This window comes from Marinibactrum halimedae (genome assembly GCF_021234875.1).
In the GTDB taxonomy this organism is placed as follows: Bacteria; Pseudomonadota; Gammaproteobacteria; order Pseudomonadales; family Cellvibrionaceae; genus Marinibactrum; species Marinibactrum halimedae.
Map to the genome: position 1 here is coordinate 87,860 of NZ_JAJQVM010000013.1, position 24,339 is coordinate 112,198.

A 24,339-nucleotide genomic window follows, 5' to 3' on the forward strand; every position below is an offset into this window, starting at 1 on the left:
CTGTTTTTCGTCACGAGAGGCGATACGAAAAGCATGGGAGCTTGTTATGCCTAAGCCAAAAGCCAACCACTTTGATGCTGAGTTGGCACCAGAGGAGTCGATTTTCGGGAATTACCGTCGTTTGATACGTGATCAGCCGGGTGCGTCTTTGATGACACCGAAGAAAGTGTCAGCTCATGGACATTCAAATTCCCAGACTCATTCGAATCAGCAATCACGAGCGGATGAGGCAGATTCTGAGATTGACCAGGCCGAACTTGAGCACCGCTTGGCGGATACTCGTCAATATGCTGAACAAGAAGTAGAGCGATTGGCGCAGCAAGGCCCGGAGTCTAAGTCATATACTCAACCGTTGAGCGAAGCAACAAGGCGAAGCCCGCTGTCTCGTCAAGCTGCGAGGCCTGAGAGTACCGGTGCAGGGGTAGAGGATGTGTTAGATGCCTTACCCGCCGGCGTGATTGTGCTGGATGCGAGAGGAATGGTGACTCACGCCAACCCAGCTGCGCAGACATTGCTGAAAGCACCGTTACTGAACCGTGCTTGGCGAGAAGTGTTAAAAGCCAGCTTTGTAAAACGAGTCGATGATGGACATGAAATCTCCACTGTGGATGGAAAGCGTTTGGGAGTGTCAACACGATCATTAACCGGAGATCGAGAAGGGCAGCTCGTCCTCTTGACGGATCAAACCGAAACGCGTCGTTTGCAAACGGCCCTGAGCCAGCACCAAAGGTTGTCGTCGATGGGAAAAATGGTGTCTGCCTTGGCCCATCAAGTTCGAACACCGTTATCGGCGGCCATGCTATACGCCAGTCATTTGCAATCTGAGGCGCTGGGCGAAGAAAAGCGTACAGAATTTACACAAAAGTTATGTTCTCGGTTAAGGCACCTGGAGCGGCAAGTGCAGGACATGCTGCTGTTCGTAAAAGGGGAATTACCCATTAATGACGAACGTTCGCAGTCACAAATTATTCAGGAGTTGGAAGCGGCCTTGGAGCTGCCGGTGCGCTCTGCAGGCGCCAAGGTGCAATGGCATGTATCGAAAGGGGAGTTTACGTTGCGGTGCAATGCCGACGCGCTGATAAATGCCTTACTTAACCTCATTAATAACAGTTTGCAGGCGTATACGAGCTCTTCTTTTTCTAGTGCGTCTATTACTGGTGCGTCTGCGGATGAGACTAGCAACACCACGCACAGTCCAGCCCTAGTGGCAAAAACCATTGAGCGTCAATTAGACGTCGTTGTGGAAAGTACGGCCGAAGGCATTGTGCTTGGTGTACGAGATTACGGGCCAGGCATTGCCCCTGATGTGATGCAAAAACTCAATACCCCTTTTGTCACCACCAAAGCACAAGGCACAGGATTAGGGCTGACGGTTGTCAGAACCGTTGCTCAGGCCCATGGCGGCGAGTTTCGCCTTCGTTCAATGAACCCTGGTGTGTATGCCGCTATGTTGATTCCTCATGATGCCAATGCCTCTCCAGCAGAGGAAACATTACAGGAGGCGGCACGATGACTTATCCAATGACGAACCATCCAATGAATTCTTCTATGGCCAGCCAAATGACCAATACTACGACCAGCTCAGCTGCCTGCCACACGATGAGTGACCCTTCTATGAGTGCCGCCTATGCTTACAATTCAGACGTGCATTCGTCAAACAGTGCATCCGTTGATGGCTGTTCAACAGCGAAAGAGCTGCCACGACATATTTTGTTGGTTGAAGATGACCCCGGCCTTCGCGAAGCCATTGAAGACAGCCTCTTAGTGGCAGGGTTTTTGGTCACCGCTGTTGGAGATGGTGCGCAAGCGTTGGCGAAGTTAAAAGCTGCGCAACCGTTTTCGATGATCGTTTCTGATGTCAATATGCCGGTGATGGACGGTCATGAATTACTCAGCCAGGTGCGGGCGCAGTTTGCGCATATTCCCATGTTGTTGATCACCGCGTATGGCACCATCGATCAATCCGTCAAAGCCATGCAGGCGGGCGCGGTAGATTATTTGGTGAAGCCGTTTGAGGCGTCTCGGCTGGTTGAGTTGGTCGAGCGTCATACGGGCGGGCAGAGCATCACCGTTGATGACAGCCCGGTAGCGGTTGCACCGAGCAGTCAGCACCTTTTACGTATTGCCGCGCGCCTTGCGAAGTCAGACTCCACGGCGCTGATTCTCGGTGAATCGGGTACTGGTAAAGAAGTATTGGCACGTTATATTCATAACTGTTCACCCAGAGCCAACAAGCCTTTTGTGGCCATCAATTGTGCGGCCATTCCTGAGTCTATGTTGGAATCCATTTTGTTCGGGCACGAAAAGGGCGCCTACACCGGTGCGTTGAGTGCGCAGCCCGGAAAATTTGAACAAGCCAACGGCGGCACCTTGCTGTTGGATGAGATCTCTGAGATGGATATGAGCTTGCAAGCAAAATTATTGCGAGTATTGCAAGAACGCGAAGTAGAGCGCTTGGGTGGCAGAAAAGTCATTAAGTTGGATGTGAGAGTAATTGCGACGTCTAACCGATCCATGCAAGAAGCGGTACAACAAGGGCGTTTTCGTGAGGACTTGTATTATCGCTTGAGTGTGTTGCCGTTATGTTGGCACCCTTTGCGTGAGCGTCGTGAAGATATCGTCCCGTTAGCGAAGAAGTTATTAGCCAAACATGCGACCAAACAGCATCGTCGAGGCGTTACTTTAACACCAGACGCAGAGCGCGCGTTGGTATCCCATTATTGGCCGGGGAATGTGCGTGAACTGGATAACGTCATGCAGAGAGCGTTGATTCTCAGTGAGGGTTTGTATATCCAGCCCGGTGATTTGGCCCTCGATTTGGCTTTTGAGCCTACTTATGATTCATCTGATGAGTTGAGGGGGCAGTCCAACAGTGGGCAACCTCATAATGCAAGTGTCAGTGGGTTCTCGAATGGCGTTTCTAATTCTTCTGCTGTTCATAACGTAGGTTGGGAACAAAACGAGAATGGTGTTCCGCCTGATGCGTCAATGGAAGTCACCGAAGTGGAAAATTTCATTGCAGAGCAATTGGCTCATGGTGATTTGCCGCAAAAAGGGGAGCTGGGCAATGATTTAAAGCAGCGAGAGTTTGCGGTCATTGTGAATACCATTCGTGAGTCCAATGGTAGTCGTAAACAGGCTGCGGAAAAACTGGGTATTAGCCCCAGAACGTTGCGGTATAAAATTGCTAAATTTCGCGATGCAGGTATGCATGTGGACGAATGTTTATAGCGAGAAACAAGGCTTATTTGAAATTACTATACAAAGCAGTTATTGAGTAAAAAAATATCTTAACAGATTGTGCTCTTGTTCATCAGTTTGTCACTTTTATCTAAAAAAATAGCCTTGACCATTAACCACGAGCAAGGTTATGTTTGGCTTGCGGTTAACAGCAAAGGGTTACATGGACGATACGCAAATACCCTAGAATCGTTATTAGGGATTTGCAGTAACAATGCGGTTGTTTGTTAAGACGATTTTCGTCTTACAGGCTTACTTTTGTGCTTATATTTGTGAGGGTATAGGTATGCGCGATGAACTGCTCAAAAACGATGGAATAGATGACGCCGTTATTAATTTAGGTGAAGAACTCGACGCCGAGGAATTTACCGCCAAAAACCAACACTTGGATGCCAGGCGTCGTTTGGAAGACGCGCTTGAACAACGTCGTCTGAGTCGAGAAATTCAAGAATTTGATTTCGACTTTGAAGAGGACGACTATTACTAACGTATACCCTGCCTAATTTTATTCGTTTCAAATTATTGCCCCCCTTACCGTAAAATGCCGGATATCAGCGCCGGTTCTTACAAAAAGGGGAGGCTGTCAGTAAATCAATTGAGCGAACGCTTGCACAGTGTAATGGCGAGCCAACGTCTGCATTCTTTAATGATTTGTCTTCATCACAACGTGTCTGCCAACCACTTTTAAGTCTGAGTATTGTTTTACTAGAACACTTGTCTTGTGGCCGTTGACTTTGGTAAAACCTGCAAACAGGATTTGGTTTCTGCAAGGTAATACTAACGATGATGTTTTATACAACGATGAATGTTGTGCCGAAAAATAATGTTGGCCCGAAAAATAAAGCTATTCGAGTTCGACTGGCTCAAGTGATGCTAATGAGTGGACTGGCATTCTGGGCGTTAGGCGCACAGGCCTACGAAAAGACCATCGAAAAAACGGTTGATATTTATTACAACGCGAAAACTGGCTGCCAAGGAGGGAAGACGGAAGTGTTGTCGGTGACAACCTTAGCTGAGTCCAAACACCAACAAAAGCCGGATGCAGAAGTGCTGCCAGACGATTATGAAGCGAAAGTTCGGATTGACACTTGCGGTGTAAAGGGGGTGTTTTTAGTCTGGCTTCGGTATCAGGCGCCTTGGTATACGATCCTTTCTCAAACCTCTTTTCGTTCAACCCCCGAGCTTTCCCAATAACGTACTCTTTTTTATTTTTCTATCTTGTCTCCAACATTCTTCTAGCGTAAGCGTTTGGTTTATCTGTGCCGCCTTTATTTTTCGATGTTAAACGGCACAGCTTTCTTATTTTCTTCGATTTATTTTGGCCTCTTTTTAGTTCAGTTTTTTGATCTTAGTTGTTTTTGATCTTAGTTGGCAAGGGTGATTGATAAGCCTGCACGACAAAGACGGCAAGCTTTCAAGTTTACCTGCTATTGCCACCCATTTATCGTCATTGATCCATTATTTTTATAATACAAACAGCTTAAAGGTGAGGTAAAAAGGCATTTCAAATGCTATATAAAGAGGTATTTAAAAAAATCGACAATAAAAATGAAAGCATTTTCAAACCAAAAACTTAGGAGCGGATAATGACAACAATAATATCGACAACAACACTATTGCAAACAAAGAATCAGGCCAAAGTCGTATTTCATAATCGCGCATTCAATGTTAGGCCTCTTCTTCTGGCAGCAGCCATTACTTCTATTGTTGTCTCAGAACAGATTGTTGCGCAAAACACGGATATTGAAGAAGTGATTGTCACAGCCACCAAAAGGGCAAGCACCATTCAGGATGTGCCTTTTTCCATTAATGCTCAGACCTCAAAAGACATTGAGCGATCTGGTGCTACCAATCTAGAAGAGTTATCCAGAAATGTCGCGGGCTTGGCCATTCAAAACCTTGGGCCAGGTCAAAGCCAGGTGTCGGTACGAGGCGTGTCTGCGGGGCAAATCGTGCGAGATCAACCGGGTGTGAAAGAGCAAGTTGGGGTGTATTTGGATGAGTCGGTCATATCACTTTCTTTATTTACGCCGGATTTGGACCTGTATGATTTAAACCGAGTAGAAACCTTGCGCGGGCCTCAAGGAACGCTGTTTGGCTCCGGTTCGGTGGGTGGCACCATTCGTTACATTACCAACCAGCCGAATTTAGAAGAAACCGAAGGGTCTTTAGAATTAAATTTAAACGCGATTTCTGACGGTGAAAGCGGTGGCCATGCCAAAGGCATGGTGAATTTACCGTTTGCAGAAGGCACAGGCGCGGTACGAGCTGTGTTTTACCACACGGAATACGCAGGGTTTATCGATGCTAAAGGCCCAGCAGGTGGCGATGATGTGAATAGTGGTACAAGAACCGGCGGGCGTGTGGCGCTGACTTTGCAGCCCAATGAAAACTTCTCGATTACTCCGCGCGTTATTTTTCAAAATATCGAGACCGATGGTAACAATCGTACAGAAGCCTTTAATTTCTTAGCGTCAGCCAGTGGTGTAACACTGGGTGATCGTGAGCAATTCCTACTTTTAAAAGAAGGATTTGAAGACGACACGTTAATTACCGATTTAACCGCTACCATTAGTACCGATATTTTTGAGGTGACTTCTATTACGTCTTATACCGAACGGGAAATTTTAGTGAGTCGAGATGCGAGTGCTTTAAGTTCAAGTGTATCACTAGATGCTCTTGGACTAAATGAGGTGTCATTTTTGATTCCTTCGAATTTACGTGATTCCACCGATGTAGAACAAACCACGCAAGAATTGCGTTTGAGTACGAATAGTTTGGAGGTTATGGATGTGGTGGTAGGGGTGTTTTATTCGGATACTGAAAGGCAATATAGGCAACGTTTACCGACGCCGGGCTACGATGCTTTTGTCGATGCGGCACTTGGTGAGGGCACTTCGGCTGCGGTTGCCAATGGTTATAGTGCGAACTCTCCTTACAACGCGGATATCCCTTACGATCTTGAGCAATTATCTGCCTTCGGTGAGGTGAGTGTGCACCTTGGTGAGCGCTGGTCATTAACCTTCGGTACGCGCTACTACGATTACGAAGAAACCCGTACCTTTAATTCGGGCGGGATATTTTCGAACTCGAATATGAACTTATCTGATGAAACCGCTTCCCACGGATTTAACAGCCGCTTTTTGGCAAGTTTTGATGCGACGGAAGATTTGACGCTTAATTTCCAAGTATCAGAAGGCTTCCGATTAGGGGGGGTGAACGATCCGCTGAATGCAAACCTGTGTGAGGGTGATGACCTGACAACCTTTGGCAGTTTTCAAAGTTACGATGATGAAACGCTGACGAATATCGAGTTTGGATTAAAAGCACGCTTCCCTGGAGTTCAATTAAATGCCGCGATTTTCCATGCGGATATTGACGATTTACAGGTTACGTTGGATGCGGGCAGCTGTTCATCACGAATTTCGTTTAACGTAGAAGAAGCCCACAGTACCGGTATAGAGTTAGAATTAAAAGCTCAACCCACCGATCGTATCGATTTGAGTTTAGCTGCCAGCTCTTTAGAAGCGGAATTCGACTCTACCGTTACCGATAACACCGGTGCAGTATTAGGTGGTGTTGCAGATGGTAATCGTTTGGCATCCGTACCGGAATTTTCCGCAGCCGCAACAGCCAGTTATACCATGCCGATGGACATGTTTGGCAACAGTGGTGATCTCTTCTTCACGTTGTCTTACCAGCACGTGGGTGATCGCATTACGCAACCGGGCGATCAAGTGGCTGGTGCGGGAACCTTTGCTCACGGCTTAGCTTTTGGGGAGTTGGACGGCAGCGAAGTGACCGAGTTAGATTTGGAATTGCCGTCTTATGATATCGTCAACTTTAACGTTGGTTTTGAGGCAGACGATTGGGAAGTTCTGATGTATCTCAATAACGCAACAGATGAAGATGCCTTGTTGTCATTTGACCGTGAGCGTGGTGGACGCGCCCGTTTAGGATACCGTTCCAATCAACCGGCGACGTTTGGTGTGACTTATCGTAGACGTTTTTAATTGCTTTAAAAGATTCACTTAATTTGGCGGTTTATATTTCGTCTTTGAGTTGAATGGATGAGTTAAATAAAAAAACCACCTTTTTTAAGGTGGTTTTTTATTTGGTTTGGGCATTTTTTCTCGGAAATTTTCACCCAATTTCTCCTCTTCTTAGTTTGAAGGAAGCCATAAAATTACCTTTTCCTGAAACCCTGATACAATAGGATATACAATGTATATCCGAAAGGGTGAGCAATCATGAAGTTGAAAGTAACAGAGTGGGGTAACAGTCATGGCGTGAGGATTACTGCTGCTATGATGAAGCATCTCAATGTAAAAGCAGGGGATGAGGTTGAAGTCAATATTACTGAAAATGGCGTTGAAATCACCAAAAATAACCAGTCTATCGATTATCTAGATACCGTAAAGAATGCTCTTCTTGATTCGATTCACAAACAGTCTGAGCCGGTGGCTCAAGTAGAAGATCCTTATGCAGAGGCTGACGTTGCCTACATCGTTATTGCTATCAACCCATGCTCGCCAGAAATACGACAAGTACCTAAAGATACTGAAAATGCTTTCGCTACATTGGCTGACGCCAAAGAAGCCGCAAGGCAACACATTCAATCTTCAATTGCAGAAGCTCAAAAGTCACTCTCCAGCCTGAGGCAAGTAGGTATCGGTAACATAAGTTACATCGCGCTATGAAAGAAAATATTCAAAACTTACAAATGTCTTACGAATTATCAAGTCAGCAAGTTGAGGATGCGGTTAACCCCCTAGAAGTGGCAGCTCTCTTTGAAAAAGAGCACGTATCTTACGTTCTAATCGGGGGGCATATGCTCTCGTTCTATACTGGCACAGCCAGAGCTACAGTTGATGTTGATTTTATCATTGGTGGGCCGGACTTTCCTCGTGCAACCAAAGCAATCGACAAAGCTTATGCGCAATTCAGGCAGAATGATCGTATTTACCATGTCACCTATGACTCGAAGAAATCTGGGAAAAAAGATTTGGAGCGTATTGATTTGGTGAGAGATGGGTTTCCTCTTTTTCGTGAAATAGTCATAAAGTACTGCCACACAATCAGTGCACATAAACATACAATTAAGATTCCTACCATTGAAGCTGCTATTGCCTTAAAATTTGCGGCATCAATTTCACCAAACAGAGGCGATGAAAACAAGCCAGTTGACAATGCCGATTTGCTAAAACTCGTAAGGTCGGAGTCAAATATTAAAGAGGATGCTCTAATAAAGCTAGGTAACTTAGTTTACCAAGGTGGCGGTAAAGAGCTTGTCTCTATTGTTGCTGATATTAAGGCAGGAAAGGCGGTTAGCTTATAAAAACTGCGGCTGAAAGCCAACCAACTTGCCACCTTTGGTGTGACTTACCGTAAGCGTTTTTAATTGCTTAAAAAGATTCACTTAATTTGGCGGTTTATATTTGGCCTTTGAGTTTAGTGGATGTGTTAAATAAAAAACCACCTTTTTTAAGGTGGTTTTTTATTTCTCTTGATCGTTAACTAATAAATAGTACATGCATTCCTTTTTCTGCGGTTTTGTAGTGAATTGCATTGAGTAACGTGCTTCGCAGCTTTTATTCCATCTCTGCTGGTTCCAGCACGGTTTCATTAATGATCTCCATCGTCTCATGATTTTTTACCTCATAACTGCGCAGGGCAGCGTTGGTCTCGCTATTGTATACAACAATGTCACAGTTAACCCGTTTGCCGGTAAAGAGGAAACCACTAGAGCGAAGGAGATGTTCGTTAGGTTGTAGTTCAATGCCCGGTAAGGATTCTTTCGACGCGCTAGAGAAAACTCTTACGGTGTGTTCTGCTTTTGGGGCAGAGCTGATTAAGCGCATTTCTTCGCTGATGGCGCGTAAGTAGGCGTGATAGGCGTGCCAATGTAATTCAACGGGAACGTTGTACAGGTTTGTTGAGGCAATGCCGTGGCTGAGAATGTGCTCGGTACTTTTTAGGCTTTCCGTATTTGGGTTGAAATTCAGGACGTTAGCATCAGGATGGTTGGGTATTTCAGGCTCGGGGATGGGCTGTAGGAAAGCGTCGGTGACCATAACATGTTCGTAGGCGAAGTAGGGTTGCATTAACGCCAGTTGGTCGTCACTGTTGGCCGGTAATAAATATCGGTCTCCATTGAGTAAATCCGCTTTATCGTCTTCAGTGAAGTGTTCCAGTTCTTGTTGTTCTCCTACTGGTGTGTATTCGATAAAGGTGAGTAAGTGATCGGGAATGTTAATGTGGGGGGGTATACCCATAAGAGGGTATTCAAAGCCCATTAATTGTTGATTTTGGTCGTATAAGGCGCGCTTTACTACTTGAATAGTGGGCTCGTCGCGAATGATTTCGACACTGAAAGCGTAGTATTTCGGCTCGACTTCCCATTCACCGTCGTCGTTTGGTAAAGCAAAAAAGTGTGTTTGTGGGGCGGCGTTTTCGTGCTCGGCCAACTCAAAGCCCAATTCAAATTCTGTTTGGGGTAGGTAAAGATTAATTTCAATACCGTTTTGGGCGTCGAATTCAACCCCGTTATTAAGGGCGGCTTCTAAGGTTTTTGTGGCTTCGGTTTTCAGTTTGTTGGAGGTGGCGAAGTTTTCCAAGGCCCGTAAATGGCCAAAGCTGATGTCTTCAATGTAGGCAATGCCTTCTTCTTCCGTGCTGTAGAACACCTGATGACGGGCATTGGGGGGCAGGTCTTCTTTATTGATTGGGGTGCCGGAAATGGTGTACTCCACTGTGTAGTTAGGTTGGGAGTCGTTAGGTTGAGTGTCGTTAGGTTGACCGAGAGATAATGTTTTTTCTTTGACCAAGTTTGTTTGATCGGAAGCGGTTTTGTTGGAACGGGTCTCTGCCACATTGTCATTTTCGATGGTCAGGTTTTTTATTGTATCGTTGTCGGGTGATTTTTCTTCAGACATGGTGGAATTTCTCAATGTCGTTTTTCAATTAAGGGTTACCGTAATGCTAGGCACGCGTGATGAAATTAGTGGTGCGTGCTTGAGCTTGGTGGTTCGCTGGCCAGTTTGGTGATGGAACGTTCGGGCCAACGGTTTCGGCGTTGTAATCGGTAAAATGTTTTCATTACCTCTTTGTGCTTTTTTTGAATGACGCTGGTGGCGAGTTCAATCTCTTGATTGATGTGTTCAAAAAAAGCTTCAGGGTTGCTGCTTAAAGAGCCGGCATCTTCCATAAAATGATACCAACGTACTTTTTTCAGGCTTTCCGTATTTCGAAAAACAGTGACCTTTTGGTGGCCGTATTCTTCTCCAGAAATAAATAAATGCACTGCGGGCAATTGCTCTTCGAATGTTTTACTTAATACGTGAAAGCGCTCTTCGGCGTAGTCTGAGGCAAATCGTTGCAGTTCTCCAAGAGGCGTTTCTAAGCCCTTGGCATCCGTAAAAAGTTCTAAAGCGACAAAAGGATTACCGACTGCGCTATCTAAGTCTACATTGAGAAAATCATCACCTTCCAAAGTGACAAGGCGATGCGGTATGAGTTCTTCAACAACACCGTCGCCATGACATTTAATGACATCGGCCATATAGCGCGCAGCGGTACACAATTGTGTGTTATCCATGCTGCCCTGAATGAAGGCATTGGTATTGATGGATTGTTCAAGGGGGATGTATGGCTTTTTCACCTCCTGTTCCGAGTCGGCGTGTTCGAAAATAGCGTTGTCGGCATCATAGACGGTTTCAAAATCCATCAATGACTGGTTCTCAGGCAAGGCTGGGCTCAAAAGGGCCATTTTGCTCTCGCCATAGCCCAGTGCAAAAGCGATGCATTGATTTAAATAGCTGACTTCCTCGGGGGATAACGTGTTGTATACCTCAGTGACGTTGTCGGCGTTGCACTCTCGGTGAAATAAACGAGCAATAATGATTGGAAGTAGGCGGGATTGTTCTTCTTGAGAGAGGGAAAGACGATGACGCTCTTGTTGAATAGAATCCCACATCATGTATTGAGGTTCAAAATAAGTGAGGGCTTCTGTTATGGCACCTGTCCCTTCCTTGTAAGGTGTATTGGGTATGCCATGGCTCATTTTCATTGATTGAATTAGCTTGTCTACATCGAAGTTTGTATCATCCATATATTTATGCCTTAAGACCGCGTTATTTGGTTCAGGGTATCAAAATTTTTCGAGGCAGGTAATGATTGTGTGAAGTGGGCCCTTTTTGATTGTTTTTATATTGTCTAAAAACGATGCGAAGTGGCTTTCTTTATTCAGTGCAGCCGTGTGTTTTACAATAAAAAGGCAACCTATTTTTTATTTGATTGGTTCGCGATTTTTATTTTCCCCATTCCTCTGAAGATGTTTTCCTCCTGTTAGTGCGTCTAGGTATTGCGCAATGAACGTTGTCATTATTGGGTAATTTTTCTACCAAGTTTTAAGATGCATTTTTCATTTAGCGGTACTTTTCAGTACAAAAAAAATCATTGTGAAGAAAGTGGTATAGGGGCTGTGAGTTTCATCAAGGAACCGGATATTACAATCACGTTTTAATCTCTTTATCTGATTCGAGCAGAGGGTATCGCGTGAAGATACTCCATTTTTTGTTCTTTTATTGATCTGAATTAGATGATATTTCATTAATTATAACTAGGAGGTCTTATGAGACACTCTGTTGTGAGGGTCCCACGTAAACTTGCTTTGGCCACGGCTTTGGCAACGACTATCACCACAGCCGCACTGTCCCCATTGGTGAACGCCGCCAGTGAAGGTGATCGAGTGATTTTGGATGCTCAGCCGTTTTCTATGTTAGAAACCAGTAGCATTGTCACTAAATCTATGGCGTTGGATGCCCTTAGGCAAATTCAAATTGAAGCTTATGGTGAAACCTATGACATCACCTTAGAGCGAAATACACGCTTAACTCAAAATTTAGCCAATCAGGTCGGTTCGAACGTTGAATTGTACAAAGGCAAAATTAATGGTATCGATGAGTCTTGGGTACGTATCAGCCTTGTGAATGGTGTTGCCACTGGAGCCATTTACAACGGCTTGGAATTATTGTTGATTGATCAGTATGAAGAGGTTCAACAACAACTGGCGCCGGTGGTGAAAAGTGATATGAAATCCATGTCATCGCAGCAGTCGGTGATTTATCGCTTGTCGGATACTCTAGATAATACCACTTGTGCATCTGAAGAGGTCTCCAGTGTTCGCCAGCGATATTTGTCATTTGTGGATGACATTAAATCGAACGTTGCATCGTTTGATACTGCGGCCATGACAGCCGATCGCCAAGTGAATGTGGTGATTGTAGCCGATACCCAATACGTCGCTTCCAGTAATGGTGATACTAATGGCCAAGTGATGTCACAAATGAACATTGTTGACGGTATCTTCTCTGAGCAGGTGGGAGTACAGTTTGGTATTCAAGACATTATTGCGCTGTCGAATAATGGCACTTTAACCTCCACAAACTCATCGACACTACTCAACCAATTTCGCTCGTACGTGAACAGCAATTTACGTAATCCCGGCTTAGCGCATTTGTTTACGGGCAAAAATATCGACGGAAATGTGATTGGTATTGCCTATATGTCCGCTATTTGTAGCAGTAGTGGGGTAGGGGTAACCCAGGCGGGTGGCCGAGGTACGATGGGAGCGTTAACGGCAGCCCATGAATTTGGTCATAATTTTGGCGCGCCCCATGACAATCAATCAAGATCCGCGTGTGCCAGTACACCAGGTGGTTTCTTGATGAACCCGTCGCTTAATGGTAGTGATGAATTTTCTGACTGCAGTTTAACCCAGATTTCCAATACCTTAAGCCGAGCATCATGTTTGGTGGATGCAACACCAACGCCGACACCAACACCAACACCGACGCCGACGCCGACGCCAACGCCAACGCCGACACCAACACCGACACCAACACCGACACCAACACCGACGCCAACGCCAACGCCAACGCCAACGCCAACGCCAACGCCGACACCGACGCCAACGCCGACACCAACGCCGACACCAACACCGACTCCGGCACCGGATTGTGTCGAAGGTGCATTAGACTTAAACAGTGTGAGTCCGTATTCCGGTACGAATCGCGGTGATTACGATGTGGCACCCAATGGTTGCTCTATCACGTTAACCGACAATATCTGGAGAATTTCCGATATTGGTTACGACATTAATGAAAATACTCAAATTACGTTCCAATTCCGCGCCAGTGGCCGGGGCGAAATTATGGGGGTGGGCTTCGATGAAGATCGCAGTGCCAGTGAGGATCGCATCTTCCGATTAACGGGGACTCAGGATTGGGGCATCAGTGATATTCGTTACACCGGTAATGGTCAGTTCCAGCAGATGACTATTCCGGTAGGGCAGTATTACACAGGCATGAATATGGGCTTCGTGATTGCAAATGACAACGATAATGGTTCGGGTAATACCGTTACTGTCGCCAATGTTGTGATTTCTAACCCAGACGACAACGGAGATGGGGATGAGCCGCCTGCACCAGGGCCAGAAGGGTGCATCAACCTTGAGGATGTTGTGCCGTTTTCAAGAGTGAATACGGGTGATTATGAATCCAGTGGGTGTGATATAAATTTGAGTGGCAATATTTGGCGCGCCACCAATGAGACGTTCACCATCACGGCGGATACCGTATTACGCTTTGACTTTGCTGCCAATGGCAGAGGGGAAGTGCATGGTATTGGTTTTGATGAAGATGGCGATGCCAGTGCAGATCGCATCTTTAATTTAAGCGGTTATCAATCTTACGGCATTCGTGATTATCGTTATAACGGTGGTACACAAAGCTTTGAAATCCCCATCGGTCAATACTACACCGGTGAAGGTTTCCGATTGATTTTGGTAAACGATAAAGATTACGGTTGGGGGAATAACCAAACCTTTATTAGTAATATTCGTTTGTCGAATTAAACAGTAAAGTAAAAATCGAAAAAGCCCCTCAATGCGTTCGTATTGGGGGGCTTAAATTATGGCTTGTTAAATTGCCATGCTACATCGTTACTTACATCGCATTGGCGTCGGTGATTGGCGTTATAATTGCTGTGCCATCTTCTACTTTTTTTAATATTCTTTGTGCTCTACTAATATACTTTTGAGCAACTGGCTTTGGGTCGGATTCATCAATGATTATTGTGGTCATTCTATTCCACTCAGGAATTCTTGGGTCAGTTGGTTTGGCAACGCCCAGATTAACTGCTGACCATCCCGACATATTAAATTTTAGATAATAGGTTTTGCCGGCTTCTAATTCGCCTTGTGCCACAGCCCAAGAATGTTTCATCGAGGCTAGAAAGGTATGCATTCCTGGTTCAGCTTGGTATTGTAAAAGTTCTCCAGGGCCTAGCGTGCCTATAAATTTTTCACCATCCCACGCCTCAACTTTTACGCCATCTCCGTAAAAAACGGCTCTTCGAACAATGTTGACCGTAGCCATATCTGGTTTTGATTGGGTTTGAAATTCTACCACTTTCATATTCCCTAAGCCGGCACAGCCTATAAGCCAAAAGGATAGCGTGATCAGACTGATAATGTTGATACATCTAAACATTCAAAAACCTCTAGTTGCTTGTTACTTTGTTTTTTCCAAAAAAATAATGGAGTTTTCTGCTTTGTAATATTGTTTTCTGAGAGTTGCTTGGTAATACAGAAAGCAATTGTTATAACTATTGGTCCAATAAATAGGGGGAATTTCTCGGGTTTAATCCGAGCCAATAATAGCTCACTAAAACCATTAAGAGCACGGCTAGTGCTTAAATTTATCCGCATAAGCAAATAAGGAAGGTGCGCCGCCCGTGTGCCAAAACAGTACTTTATCTTGTTGGGTTAATTTCCCAGAGCGAATCATGTCGATTAGCCCGGCCATGGCGCGTCCGGTATACACTGGGTCGAGCAGTATTCCTTCGTGCTTTGCCATCAGTGCTATGGCTTCTTTTTCGGGTTCACCCACAACGCCATAGCCTTCACCTACATAATCGCTGTTTAAGATTAAATCATCGTGTGAAAAAGTGATATTGGCATTGATGAACTGGCTGGTCTTATTGGCCAAATTGATAATGAATTGATCAAAAGGGACTGCATCGGTTTCGCCTTTGTCTATATTAATGCCGATTAACTCGTACTGTTTATTTAATAATGCTTTCCCAAGCATTAATCCTGCGTGGGTTCCACCGGAGCTTGAGGCAAAAATAAGGTGCGACAGTGTGTTGGTCTCTATTTGCGTTTCCAGCTCTTCTAACGCATTCACAAAACTGTACGCACCAAGTTCACTAGAGCCGCCGTAAGGAATTACATAAGGCTTTTTACCTTGAGCTGCTAAGGCCTTTGTAATTTTAGGGATATCTTCGCCTTTACGGTGTTGGCCCGCCCAGTGAATTTTGGGTTCAAAAAGGGTATCCAACAATAAATTGCCGTTGGGGGTGTCGGGCGCTTGGCCGCCAAGAACCAGATGGCATTCGAGCTGCAATTGCGCCGCTGCGGCCGCCGTTTGACGGCAGTGGTTCGATTGTGATGCCCCCGCCGTAATAACAGTATCACACCCTTTCGCGATGGCATCATGGAGGATAAATGCCAGCTTTCGGGTTTTGTTGCCGCCCAGTGCTAATCCCGTAAGATCATCTCGTTTCATCAGAATCTCAGGCCCACCCAGGACGGTACTGAGTCTGGAAAGCGTGACAATTGGGGTGGGGAAAAATCCAAGGTCGACTTTTGATAAGGACTTGATATTCATACGGGGCAGGCCGGCCTTGTTAATGATTTGGGGGAAATAAAAGAAAAGAGTGGCAAGCGTCTTATTTGATGAAAAAGGGCTACTGCCAACCCCGATAAGGTTTTCTTTCTTCTTTATCAAAAATAGCATTAAAAATGGCTTCCATAATTGAGCCTGCTACATCGTCTTTCTTCAGAGAATTTTGTCCCTTTAATCTTTTTGCTTTTCTTTCCATTGCCATGGCGCCAGAATAGTTATTAATTTCTCTTTCTGCTCTGGCTTGTTCTTGAAGCTGGCTGGCTTTGGCGTGTCTTCCGTAAATGCTAGTGGTGTTTGTACAGGCTGTGATGGAAAAAGCTAAAATCAAAAAAAAACTTTTTTTCATTGTGTTCAATTCTCGATTAAGAATAAAGTATATTGCTAATATACACTCACTGCTTCTGGTCTTACAAGTTGCTTGCGAAATGATCAGAGGCTAGATTTGCTGCTAAACTTTTGTCGTTTTTGTCTTACTCATTTCTAAATTAGAGCCCTTTTAATGATTGATGCGAGAGCGATCGCAACCCCATAAGCGTTCGACCCAGAGAACGCTTTCCAGTATCCTTGCCGCCGTTTCAATGGTGTTGGCCGCATAACAGAAAAGTGGGGGTGTTCTGTGTACGAATTGGTGAGAAAGTGTCTTTTTTGTCTGGATCCGGAAGGGTCGCATGATTTGTCTTTGGATTTACTGGGCGCGGCGGAGCGTTTAAACGTATTGGGTTTTTTAACCAAGCCCACACCTCAAAACCCTGTGAATGTTATGGGGCTCACCTTTCCAAACCCCGTTGGCTTGGCGGCAGGATTGGATAAAAACGGCGATTATTTTAATGCATTGGGCCAATTGGGCTTTGGCTTTGTCGAGATTGGTACGGTGACACCTCGCCCCCAGGCGGGTAATCCACAACCGCGTTTGTTTCGCATTCCTGAACGCCAAGCCATTATCAACCGTATGGGGTTCAATAACTTTGGCGTAGAGCATTTGGTAAAACGCGTCAAAAAACGACGTTTTCCGGGTAAGCTCGGAATTAATATCGGTAAAAATAAAGTCACACCTGAAGATCAGGCGTTGGATGATTATGTGGCTTGTTTAGAACACGTTTACCCTCATGCGGATTATGTCACGGTGAATATTTCATCACCTAATACCCCAGGTTTGCGTGATTTGCAATTTGGTGATGCGCTCAAGCATCTTCTTGATGGTGTCAAAGCACGACAGGAGACATTGGCGAAAGCACAGGATCGCTATGTACCCATTGCGGTAAAAATCGCACCAGATATGGCAGAAGAAGATTTAACGGATGTCGCCAATACTCTGCTTAATGCTGGCATGGACGCTGTAATTGCAACTAATACCACGTTAGATCGTTCTGCGGTACAAAATTGCCCGAACGCCGAAGAGGCTGGAGGCTTATCTGGGGCGCCGTTGAGTGATCGCTCGACGCAAGTTATTGCTGAACTTTATGGTGTGCTGGGTGAAAAATTGCCCATCATTGGGGTGGGGGGAATTTTTAACGGTGATACGGCGGTGGAAAAGCTTCGCGCCGGGGCAAAGTTAGTGCAATTGTATTCGGGCTTTATTTATCGCGGCCCAGGATTGATTCACGAAGTCGCGGAGGCAATTAAAGCGCATCAGCATGAATTGTCTGCTTCGTTGAATACGGTGGGTGCTCAACCTCAATCTCAACCTGACGGTGAGGTGGCAGAAAGGCACGCTGAAACACCAGAAGATGCTCTTTTACCCAATGATGGTGAGGCAGAGTCTGAAAAAGATAAAGAGTCTGAAAAAGATAAAGAGCCTGAAAAGGATAAAGAATCTGAAAAAGATAATAGGGCAGAGGGAGTCGAATCGAGCAACATTATCGAGCCAAAATAAACGGCCCGATAATATTCAGTATTCAGTTAACCCATAAGGTTTAACGATTACTCAGGCGTTGCAGAGAGGCGCGGGAGTCGAACCCATTCCATTGATCTTCTCTGCCCTCACGCCAACCATGTAACCATTCATAGCGAATGGTACTGGTTTCGTAAGGGCATTGGCTGCGCGAGCGGCCTTCAAAACCGGCTCGGTATCCACGAGAAAATGCGCGATCAGATGGGTTTCGTTTTTGTCGTTTCATAAAGACAGCACCTCTAAATTTGGTGTGAAAAAATCTGCCGCGTTACTCAAAGCTTATGTTGTTTAAATTTCCTATTGCTTAACCTTTCAAGCGATGATGTAGCGACAGCGGTCTTGCTCGGTGTGGTATCTCACTGAATCCCCTTGTAGTGGTGGCATGACGATGCCGCCTGCTATAAAAGGCCAGAGAATTACCCCAACCAAAGTGAAAATGCGTAATGGTGGTTGAGCGCTAATTGAGTTGTGTTTGCGTCGTTCGCGCTGAATGTATTTATGTTGGAGGACTCAATGAATGTCGCAGGGTATAGGCATTAACGCCCATTTTTGTGCGACGGGTAAATGTGAGTGGTGTTCGCACCATTCGCCCTGCAATGCGGCGTATGCAAACCTTTGATTGATAGGTGGAGCTGAGAACAGTTAGTCGGCGCATCATTTTCCGTTTTTCTTTCGTCGTTTTCGCTATTCGTTACCCATACTCACAGTACACAAAAAATACGTTGGCTTGGGAATGAACATTTATTTCTAAGCCCAGTGCCTGATATGGCAACCGGTATTGATGCTGAGGCTTTGGCTATTAAAATGGCGCGAATCACGACCATTATTCTTAAAAACGCTGTTTTATTCGCCTTTGGGTTTTAAAATGATGTCGGGTAATGAAAAAATAAACTAATTTCATCGATCAATTGTCACAGAAAAAGAAACGCTAAGGTCGGTTTTAGGGCGTAGCGCAACAGCGGGCGTCCAAAACTGCGCAGTTTCAGGCGATATTGGCCAATAAGTAGATCAAACAGAAGCACACTATGACCGAATATTATTTAAGTTGTCCGAAGGGCCTCGAACAATTATTGCAATGGGAAATGGAAACCATCGGCGTCACACCAACACGCCATACTGTGGGTGGCGTATGGGGAGAGGCGACACAAGAACAGGCGTATCGTTTGTGCCTGTGGTCGCGTTTGGCCAACAAAATCTTACTGCCTTTGGCACACAAGGAGATGCAAAGCGCAGACGATTTGTACGATATTGTGAAAGCCATCCCCTGGGAAGATCATATTAACCCGGCTGGGAAACTCTTGGTGGATTTTTCCGGCACGAATCGCACCATTCGGCACTCGCAATTTGGCGCGCTGCGTGTGAAAGACGCCATTGTGGATCGTTGCCGAGAAACCTTGGGGGCTCGTCCCAGTATTGATAAAGATCATCCTGACTTATTGGTGAATGCGCGTTTGCACAAAGGGCGGGTGACCATTGCCATTGACTTGGTTGGGGAAAGCTTACACCGCCGTGCCTATCGCCTTAAACAAGGGGCGGCGCCGTTAAAGGAGAATCTGGCGGCGGCGTTATTGTATCGAGCTGGGTGGATGTCTTACTTAGAGGAAGAGTGCGCCTTGCTAGACCCAATGTGTGGTTCGGCCACTTTGTTGATTGAAGGTGCCATGATGGCGGCCGACATTGCACCGGGAATGAAACGTCAAAGCTTTGGTTTTGAACGTTGGTTAAACCACCGAAATGATCTCTGGTTGACCTTGCGAGAAGAAGCCATTGAGCGTCGTGAAGTGGGGTTGGCGAAACCGTTACCGGAAATTCGCGGGTACGATGAAGATCGTCGTGTGTTGGATGCCGCCGAGTTTAACATTGGTATGGCAGGGTTATCGGAGTGGGTACGTGTGATTCACAAACCCGTTGCGGAATTTAAAAAACCGACGCACCGTCCGTTGTCGAAAGGACTTATTCTTACCAACCCGCCTTACGGTGAGCGATTGGGTGAAGAAGAGGCGTTAAAAGGTTTGTATCGCTCATTGGGCGATCAATGCCGTGCTTCTTTTCAAGGTTGGCAGGCCGGTATTTTTACAGGCAATCCGGATTTAGGAAAACACATGGGCCTGCGGGCTCAGAAAAAATACAAATTTTATAACGGTAAAATTCCGTCTGAATTATTACTTATCGACATCGCTGAAGACAGTTTTGTGAATGCACCGCCGCCGGACACGTCTGAAAAATTGTCTGAGGGGGCACAAATGGTGGCTAACCGTCTGCAAAAAAATCGTAAGTCTTTGACGAAATGGCAGCGGGCTAATGGCGTAGAAGCATTTCGTTTGTACGATGCCGATATGCCTGAATATGCTGCGGCCATCGACTTATATGGCGAGCATGTGCATATTCAGGAATACCAAGCGCCGAAATCAGTGGATGAGCAAAAAGCGCAACAACGCCTTGCGGATATTGAGCAGGCGGTTCGACATGTGCTGCAACCGGATCGAGAAAAAATTAGTGTCAAGCAGCGTCGTCGAAACCGAGGTAAGCAACAGTACGAACGGTTAGGCGGCGATGGCGGTGATGTATTTACCGTGCGTGAAGGCCAAGGGCAATTCCGAATTAACTTGTGGGATTATCTTGATACCGGATTATTTTTGGACCATCGACCCCTGCGATTAAAAATTGCTGAAAGCGCAAAAGGCAAAAAATTCTTAAATTTGTTTTGTTATACCGCCAGTGCCAGTGTACACGCCGCACTTGGCGGTGCCACTGAAACAGTGAATGTGGATTTATCCAAAACCTATTTGGAGTGGGCGCAGCAAAATTTTGAAGCCAATCATATTTCCCTTTCTCGTCACCGATTTATTCATAAAGATTGTTTGCAGTGGTTGCAGGAATGTCGAGAAGGGTTTGATGTGATTATGCTAGACCCCCCCACTTTTTCTAATTCTAAGCGGATGGAGGGAGTGTTGGATATTCAGCGAGATCACGTAACATTAGTGAAGCGTTGTATGGATTTGTTAACGCCGACAGGGGTGTTGTATTTTTCCAATAATCAGCGCACTTTCAAATTGGATGAATCAGCGTTGGACGCTTACGAGATTCACAATATCACAGCAGACACCATTGATGCTGATTTTAAGCGCAATAGCAAAATTCACCATTGTTGGGAAATTTCTCATCGGCTTTAAAAAAGAGAAGCACTATGACTGACAAAATGTTTAAGGTGAGCAGTGATTATCAACCTGCAGGTGATCAACCTACCGCCATTGCGAGCTTGGTCGAAGGTATTCAGGCAGGGCTTGCGCATCAAACGTTATTGGGTGTTACCGGCTCTGGTAAAACGTTCACTATTGCCAACGTGATCGAACAAATACAGCGGCCTACGATTGTCATGGCTCACAATAAAACCTTGGCGGCGCAATTGTATGGGGAATTTAAAGAATTTTTTCCCAATAATTCGGTGGAATATTTTGTCAGTTATTACGATTATTATCAGCCAGAGGCTTATGTCCCGTCTTCAGATACGTTTATTGAAAAAGACGCTTCGGTGAATGATCACATCGAGCAAATGCGCCTGTCCGCCACCAAGGCACTCATGGAGCGGAAAGATGCCATTATTGTGGCCACGGTATCTGCCATTTACGGCTTGGGTGACCCAGACGCCTATTTAAAAATGTTGTTGCACATGGTGCGAGGTGATCAAATTGATCAGCGTGCGATTTTGCGCCGCTTGGCTGAAATGCAGTACACCCGCAATGACATGGATTTTCATCGTGGTACCTATCGAGTACGTGGTGAAGTGATTGATATTTACCCTGCGGATTCAGACGGTGAAGCGGTACGAGTCGAACTGTTTGATGATGAAGTGGATAGCATTACGCTGTTTGATCCGTTAACAGGCGGTCAATTACAGAAATTATCTCGTGTTACTATTTATCCAAAGTCCCATTATGTTACCCCTCGCAGTCGTATTTTAGACGCCATTGACAACATTAAAGCGGAATTAAAAGAGCGAACGGATCAGTTGCGCAGTGTTGAAAAATTGGTGGAGTTGCAACGCATTGAGCAACGGACCAAATACGATGTGGAAATGATGCACGAATTGGGCTATTGCACCGGCATCGAAAATTATTCTCGGTATTTATCTGGTCGGGATGTCGGGCAGCCACCGCCCACCTTATTTGAATATTTACCCCCGGATGCATTATTGGTCATCGATGAATCCCATGTGACAGTGCCGCAAATTGGCGGTATGTACAGAGGGGATCGTTCACGTAAAGAAACACTGGTGGAGTATGGTTTTCGTTTGCCTTCCGCACTGGACAACCGCCCTTTGCGTTTTGAAGAGTGGGAAGCATTAGCCCCGCAAATGATTTTTGTTTCAGCCACACCGGGTGACTATGAAAAGCGTCATGCCGGGCAGGTGGTAGAGCAGGTCGTGCGACCGACAGGGTTGGTAGACCCTATTATTGAAGTAAGGCCAGCGGGAACACAGGTGGATGATTGTTTATCGGAAATCAACGATTACGTCGCCAGTGATAAGCGAGTATTAATTACCGTATTAACCAAGCGTATGGCGGAAGATTTAACAGAGTATTTAGCCGAGCATGGCGTGCGAGTGCGTTATTTGCATTCGGATATCGATACCGTTGAGCGGGTGGAAATTATTCGTGATTTGCGTATTGGTGAATTTGATGTGTTGGTGGGCATCAATTTATTACGGGAGGGCTTGGACATGCCCGAAGTGGCATTGGTGGCCATTTTTGATGCGGATAAAGAAGGATTTTTACGTTCAGATCGTTCATTAATTCAAACCATCGGCCGTGCTGCGCGTAACGCCGACGGTAAAGCCATTTTATACGCGGATAAAATTACCGGCAGTATGCAACGGGCATTGGATGAAACCGAGCGTCGGCGTGCAAAACAGATGGCCTTTAACGAAGAGCACGGTATTACCCCACAAACGATTCGTAAAAATGTGGCCGATATTTTGGAAGGCGTGCATATTCCTGGCGCGGGCGGAAAAAATAAACGACGTAAAGAAAAAATCGATATTTCGAAAGAATTGGCCCAGGGTGGGGATATTTGGCAAACCATTGCAGAACTAGAAAAATCCATGATGCAGGCGGCGAAAGATTTGGAATTCGAACGTGCTGCCGCATTGCGAGATGAAATACAAAAACTAAAATTAAAAGCCTAATGAACGTTCGATTGTTATTTTTTTCTTTGGTGTTGGCCATAAAATGTACCTCGGTGAGTGCGACCACGCCGGGAAAGGTAAGCGTTTTGGATGATCGTGGTCATCGGGTTGAATTGCCTTTACCGGCTAAGCGCATTATCAGTTTAGCCCCCCATGTGACTGAAAACTTATTTGCAGTGGGAGCCGGTGGGCGTATTGTTGGGGTGGTGGAGTACAGCGATTTTCCAGAGGCAGCGAAAAAAATTACCCGAATAGGAGGGTATCGACACGTTAATTTGGAGCAGGTAATTGCATTGAAGCCTGATTTAATTATTGCCTGGGCAGGCGGTGGAAATGATGAGGCTGTGGCACAATTAACGGCGTTAGGTTATCCCATTTACTACTCTTCCCCCAATACGTTAGATCACGTGGCTGATGAATTAATACGATTAGGACAATTGGTGGGCAATCAAGAAACGGCAAATAATGCAGCAGACTATTTTCGGGAGCGTTTTGAACAATTGAAAAAACAATATGCTCACCGTCAACCGGTTCGGGTTTTTTATCAAGTTTGGAGTGATCCGTTACAGACGTTAAATGGTACAACTTTAATTAGTTCAGTGATTGAGTTGTGTGGTGGTTTGAATGTGTTTCATGATGCACCTATGGTGGCCCCGCAAGTCACCATTGAAAGTGTTGTTAGTGCCGAGCCCCAGGTCATTTTAGGAGGCAAAAAAGCGCACGAACCTCCGCCTTGGATGACGATGTGGCGCTCATGGACATCGATCCCTGCGGTATCAAAACATCATATTTATGGGGTAAATCCCGATTGGTTGCATCGGCATACCTCAAGAATTTTATTGGGAGCTGATGAAGTGTGCCAGTTTATTCATCAAGCCCGTTCTGAGGCGTAAGTTTCGCCCATTGTTGGCATAATTAAACTCTTTATTTGTTTTTTTTGTTGGTTTTTATGCCAATCGTTCAAAAAATAAAAGAAAATGTAATCGTTTACTTTTCATTCTTAGTATAAGAAATTACACTCGTTTCTAAAGATTAAATACGGTGACATTATTTTTTAGATGGTCTGTGTTGGGCTGTTGGTAGGCTTACTGGTATTTTTTCTTTTTGGTATGAATAAAATAAAAATAATATTTAATTTCAACAATACGTTTCTATAAATAATTATTTTTTGCAAAGGTGTTTTTGCGCACAACTCTTCGCATGTGTCGTTTGTGTATCAGGCCGATATTGCGTGTTAATTAGATTTTTACAATCGTTAATTATTGCTGTCGTCA

General features: G+C 45.3%; 17 protein-coding genes and 1 pseudogene. 12 read left to right on the forward strand and 6 right to left on the reverse strand.

Features of this window, described 5'->3' with window-relative positions:
* The first annotated feature begins 46 nt into the window (after positions 1-46).
* The 7 genes from LU351_RS09425 (at position 47) to LU351_RS09455 (ending at position 8,578) form a co-directional block, all read left to right on the forward strand.
* Positions 47-1,513: a sensor histidine kinase gene (locus tag LU351_RS09425; protein WP_232593821.1), complete on the forward strand. Its 1,467-nt coding sequence runs from the start codon at positions 47-49 to the stop codon at positions 1,511-1,513.
* Positions 1,510-3,231 carry a sigma-54-dependent transcriptional regulator gene (locus LU351_RS09430; RefSeq protein ID WP_269783404.1) on the forward strand — a complete coding sequence of 574 codons (1,722 nt, stop codon included), beginning with the start codon at positions 1,510-1,512 and terminating at the stop codon, positions 3,229-3,231. Before LU351_RS09425 ends, LU351_RS09430 begins: the two co-directional genes overlap by 4 nt.
* 295 nt (positions 3,232-3,526) lie before the next feature.
* Positions 3,527-3,727: a PA3496 family putative envelope integrity protein gene (locus LU351_RS09435; RefSeq protein WP_232593822.1), complete on the forward strand. Its 201-nt coding sequence runs from the start codon at positions 3,527-3,529 to the stop codon at positions 3,725-3,727.
* Between the two features lie 296 nt (positions 3,728-4,023).
* Positions 4,024-4,434, forward strand: coding sequence for a hypothetical protein (locus LU351_RS09440; RefSeq protein ID WP_232593823.1), 411 nt, complete (start codon positions 4,024-4,026; stop codon positions 4,432-4,434).
* Between the two features lie 392 nt (positions 4,435-4,826).
* A complete protein-coding gene (locus tag LU351_RS09445; RefSeq protein ID WP_232593824.1) occupies positions 4,827-7,253 on the forward strand; it encodes a TonB-dependent receptor in 2,427 nt (808 codons plus the stop codon).
* Positions 7,254-7,490: 237 nt separating this feature from the next.
* The gene (locus tag LU351_RS09450) at positions 7,491-7,940 is read left to right on the forward strand and encodes an AbrB/MazE/SpoVT family DNA-binding domain-containing protein (protein WP_232593825.1); all 450 of its coding nucleotides are present in this window, start codon (positions 7,491-7,493) and stop codon (positions 7,938-7,940) included.
* On the forward strand, positions 7,937-8,578 hold the full coding sequence (locus tag LU351_RS09455) for a nucleotidyl transferase AbiEii/AbiGii toxin family protein (RefSeq protein WP_232593826.1): 642 nt from the start codon (positions 7,937-7,939) through the stop codon (positions 8,576-8,578). Before LU351_RS09450 ends, LU351_RS09455 begins: the two co-directional genes overlap by 4 nt.
* 253 nt (positions 8,579-8,831) lie before the next feature.
* On the opposite strand, the gene LU351_RS09460 is transcribed toward LU351_RS09455, so the two are convergent.
* Both LU351_RS09460 and LU351_RS09465 read right to left on the reverse strand, forming a co-directional pair.
* Positions 8,832-10,175 (reverse strand): hypothetical protein, encoded by a 1,344-nt coding sequence (locus LU351_RS09460; RefSeq protein WP_232593827.1) that lies wholly within the window; start codon positions 10,173-10,175, stop codon positions 8,832-8,834.
* 65 nt (positions 10,176-10,240) lie between these two features.
* Entirely contained in the window at positions 10,241-11,350 is a 1,110-nt protein-coding gene (locus LU351_RS09465; protein WP_232593828.1) for a hypothetical protein, read from the reverse strand.
* A gap of 522 nt (positions 11,351-11,872) precedes the next feature.
* Between LU351_RS09465 and LU351_RS09470 the strand changes: the two genes are divergently transcribed.
* A complete protein-coding gene (locus LU351_RS09470; protein WP_232593829.1) occupies positions 11,873-14,155 on the forward strand; it encodes a M12 family metallo-peptidase in 2,283 nt (760 codons plus the stop codon).
* 91 nt (positions 14,156-14,246) lie between these two features.
* On the opposite strand, the gene LU351_RS09475 is transcribed toward LU351_RS09470, so the two are convergent.
* The 3 genes from LU351_RS09475 to LU351_RS09485 form a co-directional block, all read right to left on the reverse strand.
* A complete protein-coding gene (locus LU351_RS09475; RefSeq protein ID WP_232593830.1) occupies positions 14,247-14,717 on the reverse strand; it encodes a hypothetical protein in 471 nt (156 codons plus the stop codon).
* Positions 14,718-14,987: 270 nt separating this feature from the next.
* A complete protein-coding gene (locus tag LU351_RS09480; protein WP_232593831.1) occupies positions 14,988-15,971 on the reverse strand; it encodes a D-cysteine desulfhydrase family protein in 984 nt (327 codons plus the stop codon).
* Positions 15,972-16,050: 79 nt separating this feature from the next.
* The gene (locus tag LU351_RS09485) at positions 16,051-16,335 is read right to left on the reverse strand and encodes a hypothetical protein (RefSeq protein ID WP_232593832.1); all 285 of its coding nucleotides are present in this window, start codon (positions 16,333-16,335) and stop codon (positions 16,051-16,053) included.
* Between the two features lie 270 nt (positions 16,336-16,605).
* Here LU351_RS09485 and LU351_RS09490 point away from each other — a divergent pair.
* Positions 16,606-17,619, forward strand: a pseudogene (locus LU351_RS09490) (quinone-dependent dihydroorotate dehydrogenase); the annotation flags it as partial.
* Between the two features lie 283 nt (positions 17,620-17,902).
* On the opposite strand, the gene rmf reads toward LU351_RS09490, so the two are convergent.
* The gene (rmf, locus tag LU351_RS09495; protein ID WP_232593833.1) at positions 17,903-18,106 is read right to left on the reverse strand and encodes a ribosome modulation factor; all 204 of its coding nucleotides are present in this window, start codon (positions 18,104-18,106) and stop codon (positions 17,903-17,905) included.
* Positions 18,107-18,905: 799 nt separating this feature from the next.
* On the opposite strand from rmf, the gene rlmKL reads away from it, so the two are divergent.
* The 3 genes from rlmKL to LU351_RS09510 are packed head-to-tail and all read left to right on the forward strand — an operon-like array spanning position 18,906 to position 23,958.
* Positions 18,906-21,053 (forward strand): bifunctional 23S rRNA (guanine(2069)-N(7))-methyltransferase RlmK/23S rRNA (guanine(2445)-N(2))-methyltransferase RlmL, encoded by a 2,148-nt coding sequence (rlmKL, locus tag LU351_RS09500; RefSeq protein WP_232593834.1) that lies wholly within the window; start codon positions 18,906-18,908, stop codon positions 21,051-21,053.
* A gap of 14 nt (positions 21,054-21,067) precedes the next feature.
* The gene (uvrB, locus tag LU351_RS09505; RefSeq protein ID WP_232593835.1) at positions 21,068-23,065 is read left to right on the forward strand and encodes an excinuclease ABC subunit UvrB; all 1,998 of its coding nucleotides are present in this window, start codon (positions 21,068-21,070) and stop codon (positions 23,063-23,065) included.
* A complete protein-coding gene (locus LU351_RS09510; protein WP_232593836.1) occupies positions 23,065-23,958 on the forward strand; it encodes a cobalamin-binding protein in 894 nt (297 codons plus the stop codon). The genes uvrB and LU351_RS09510 overlap by 1 nt, the downstream gene beginning before the upstream one ends.
* Positions 23,959-24,339 lie beyond the last annotated feature (381 nt).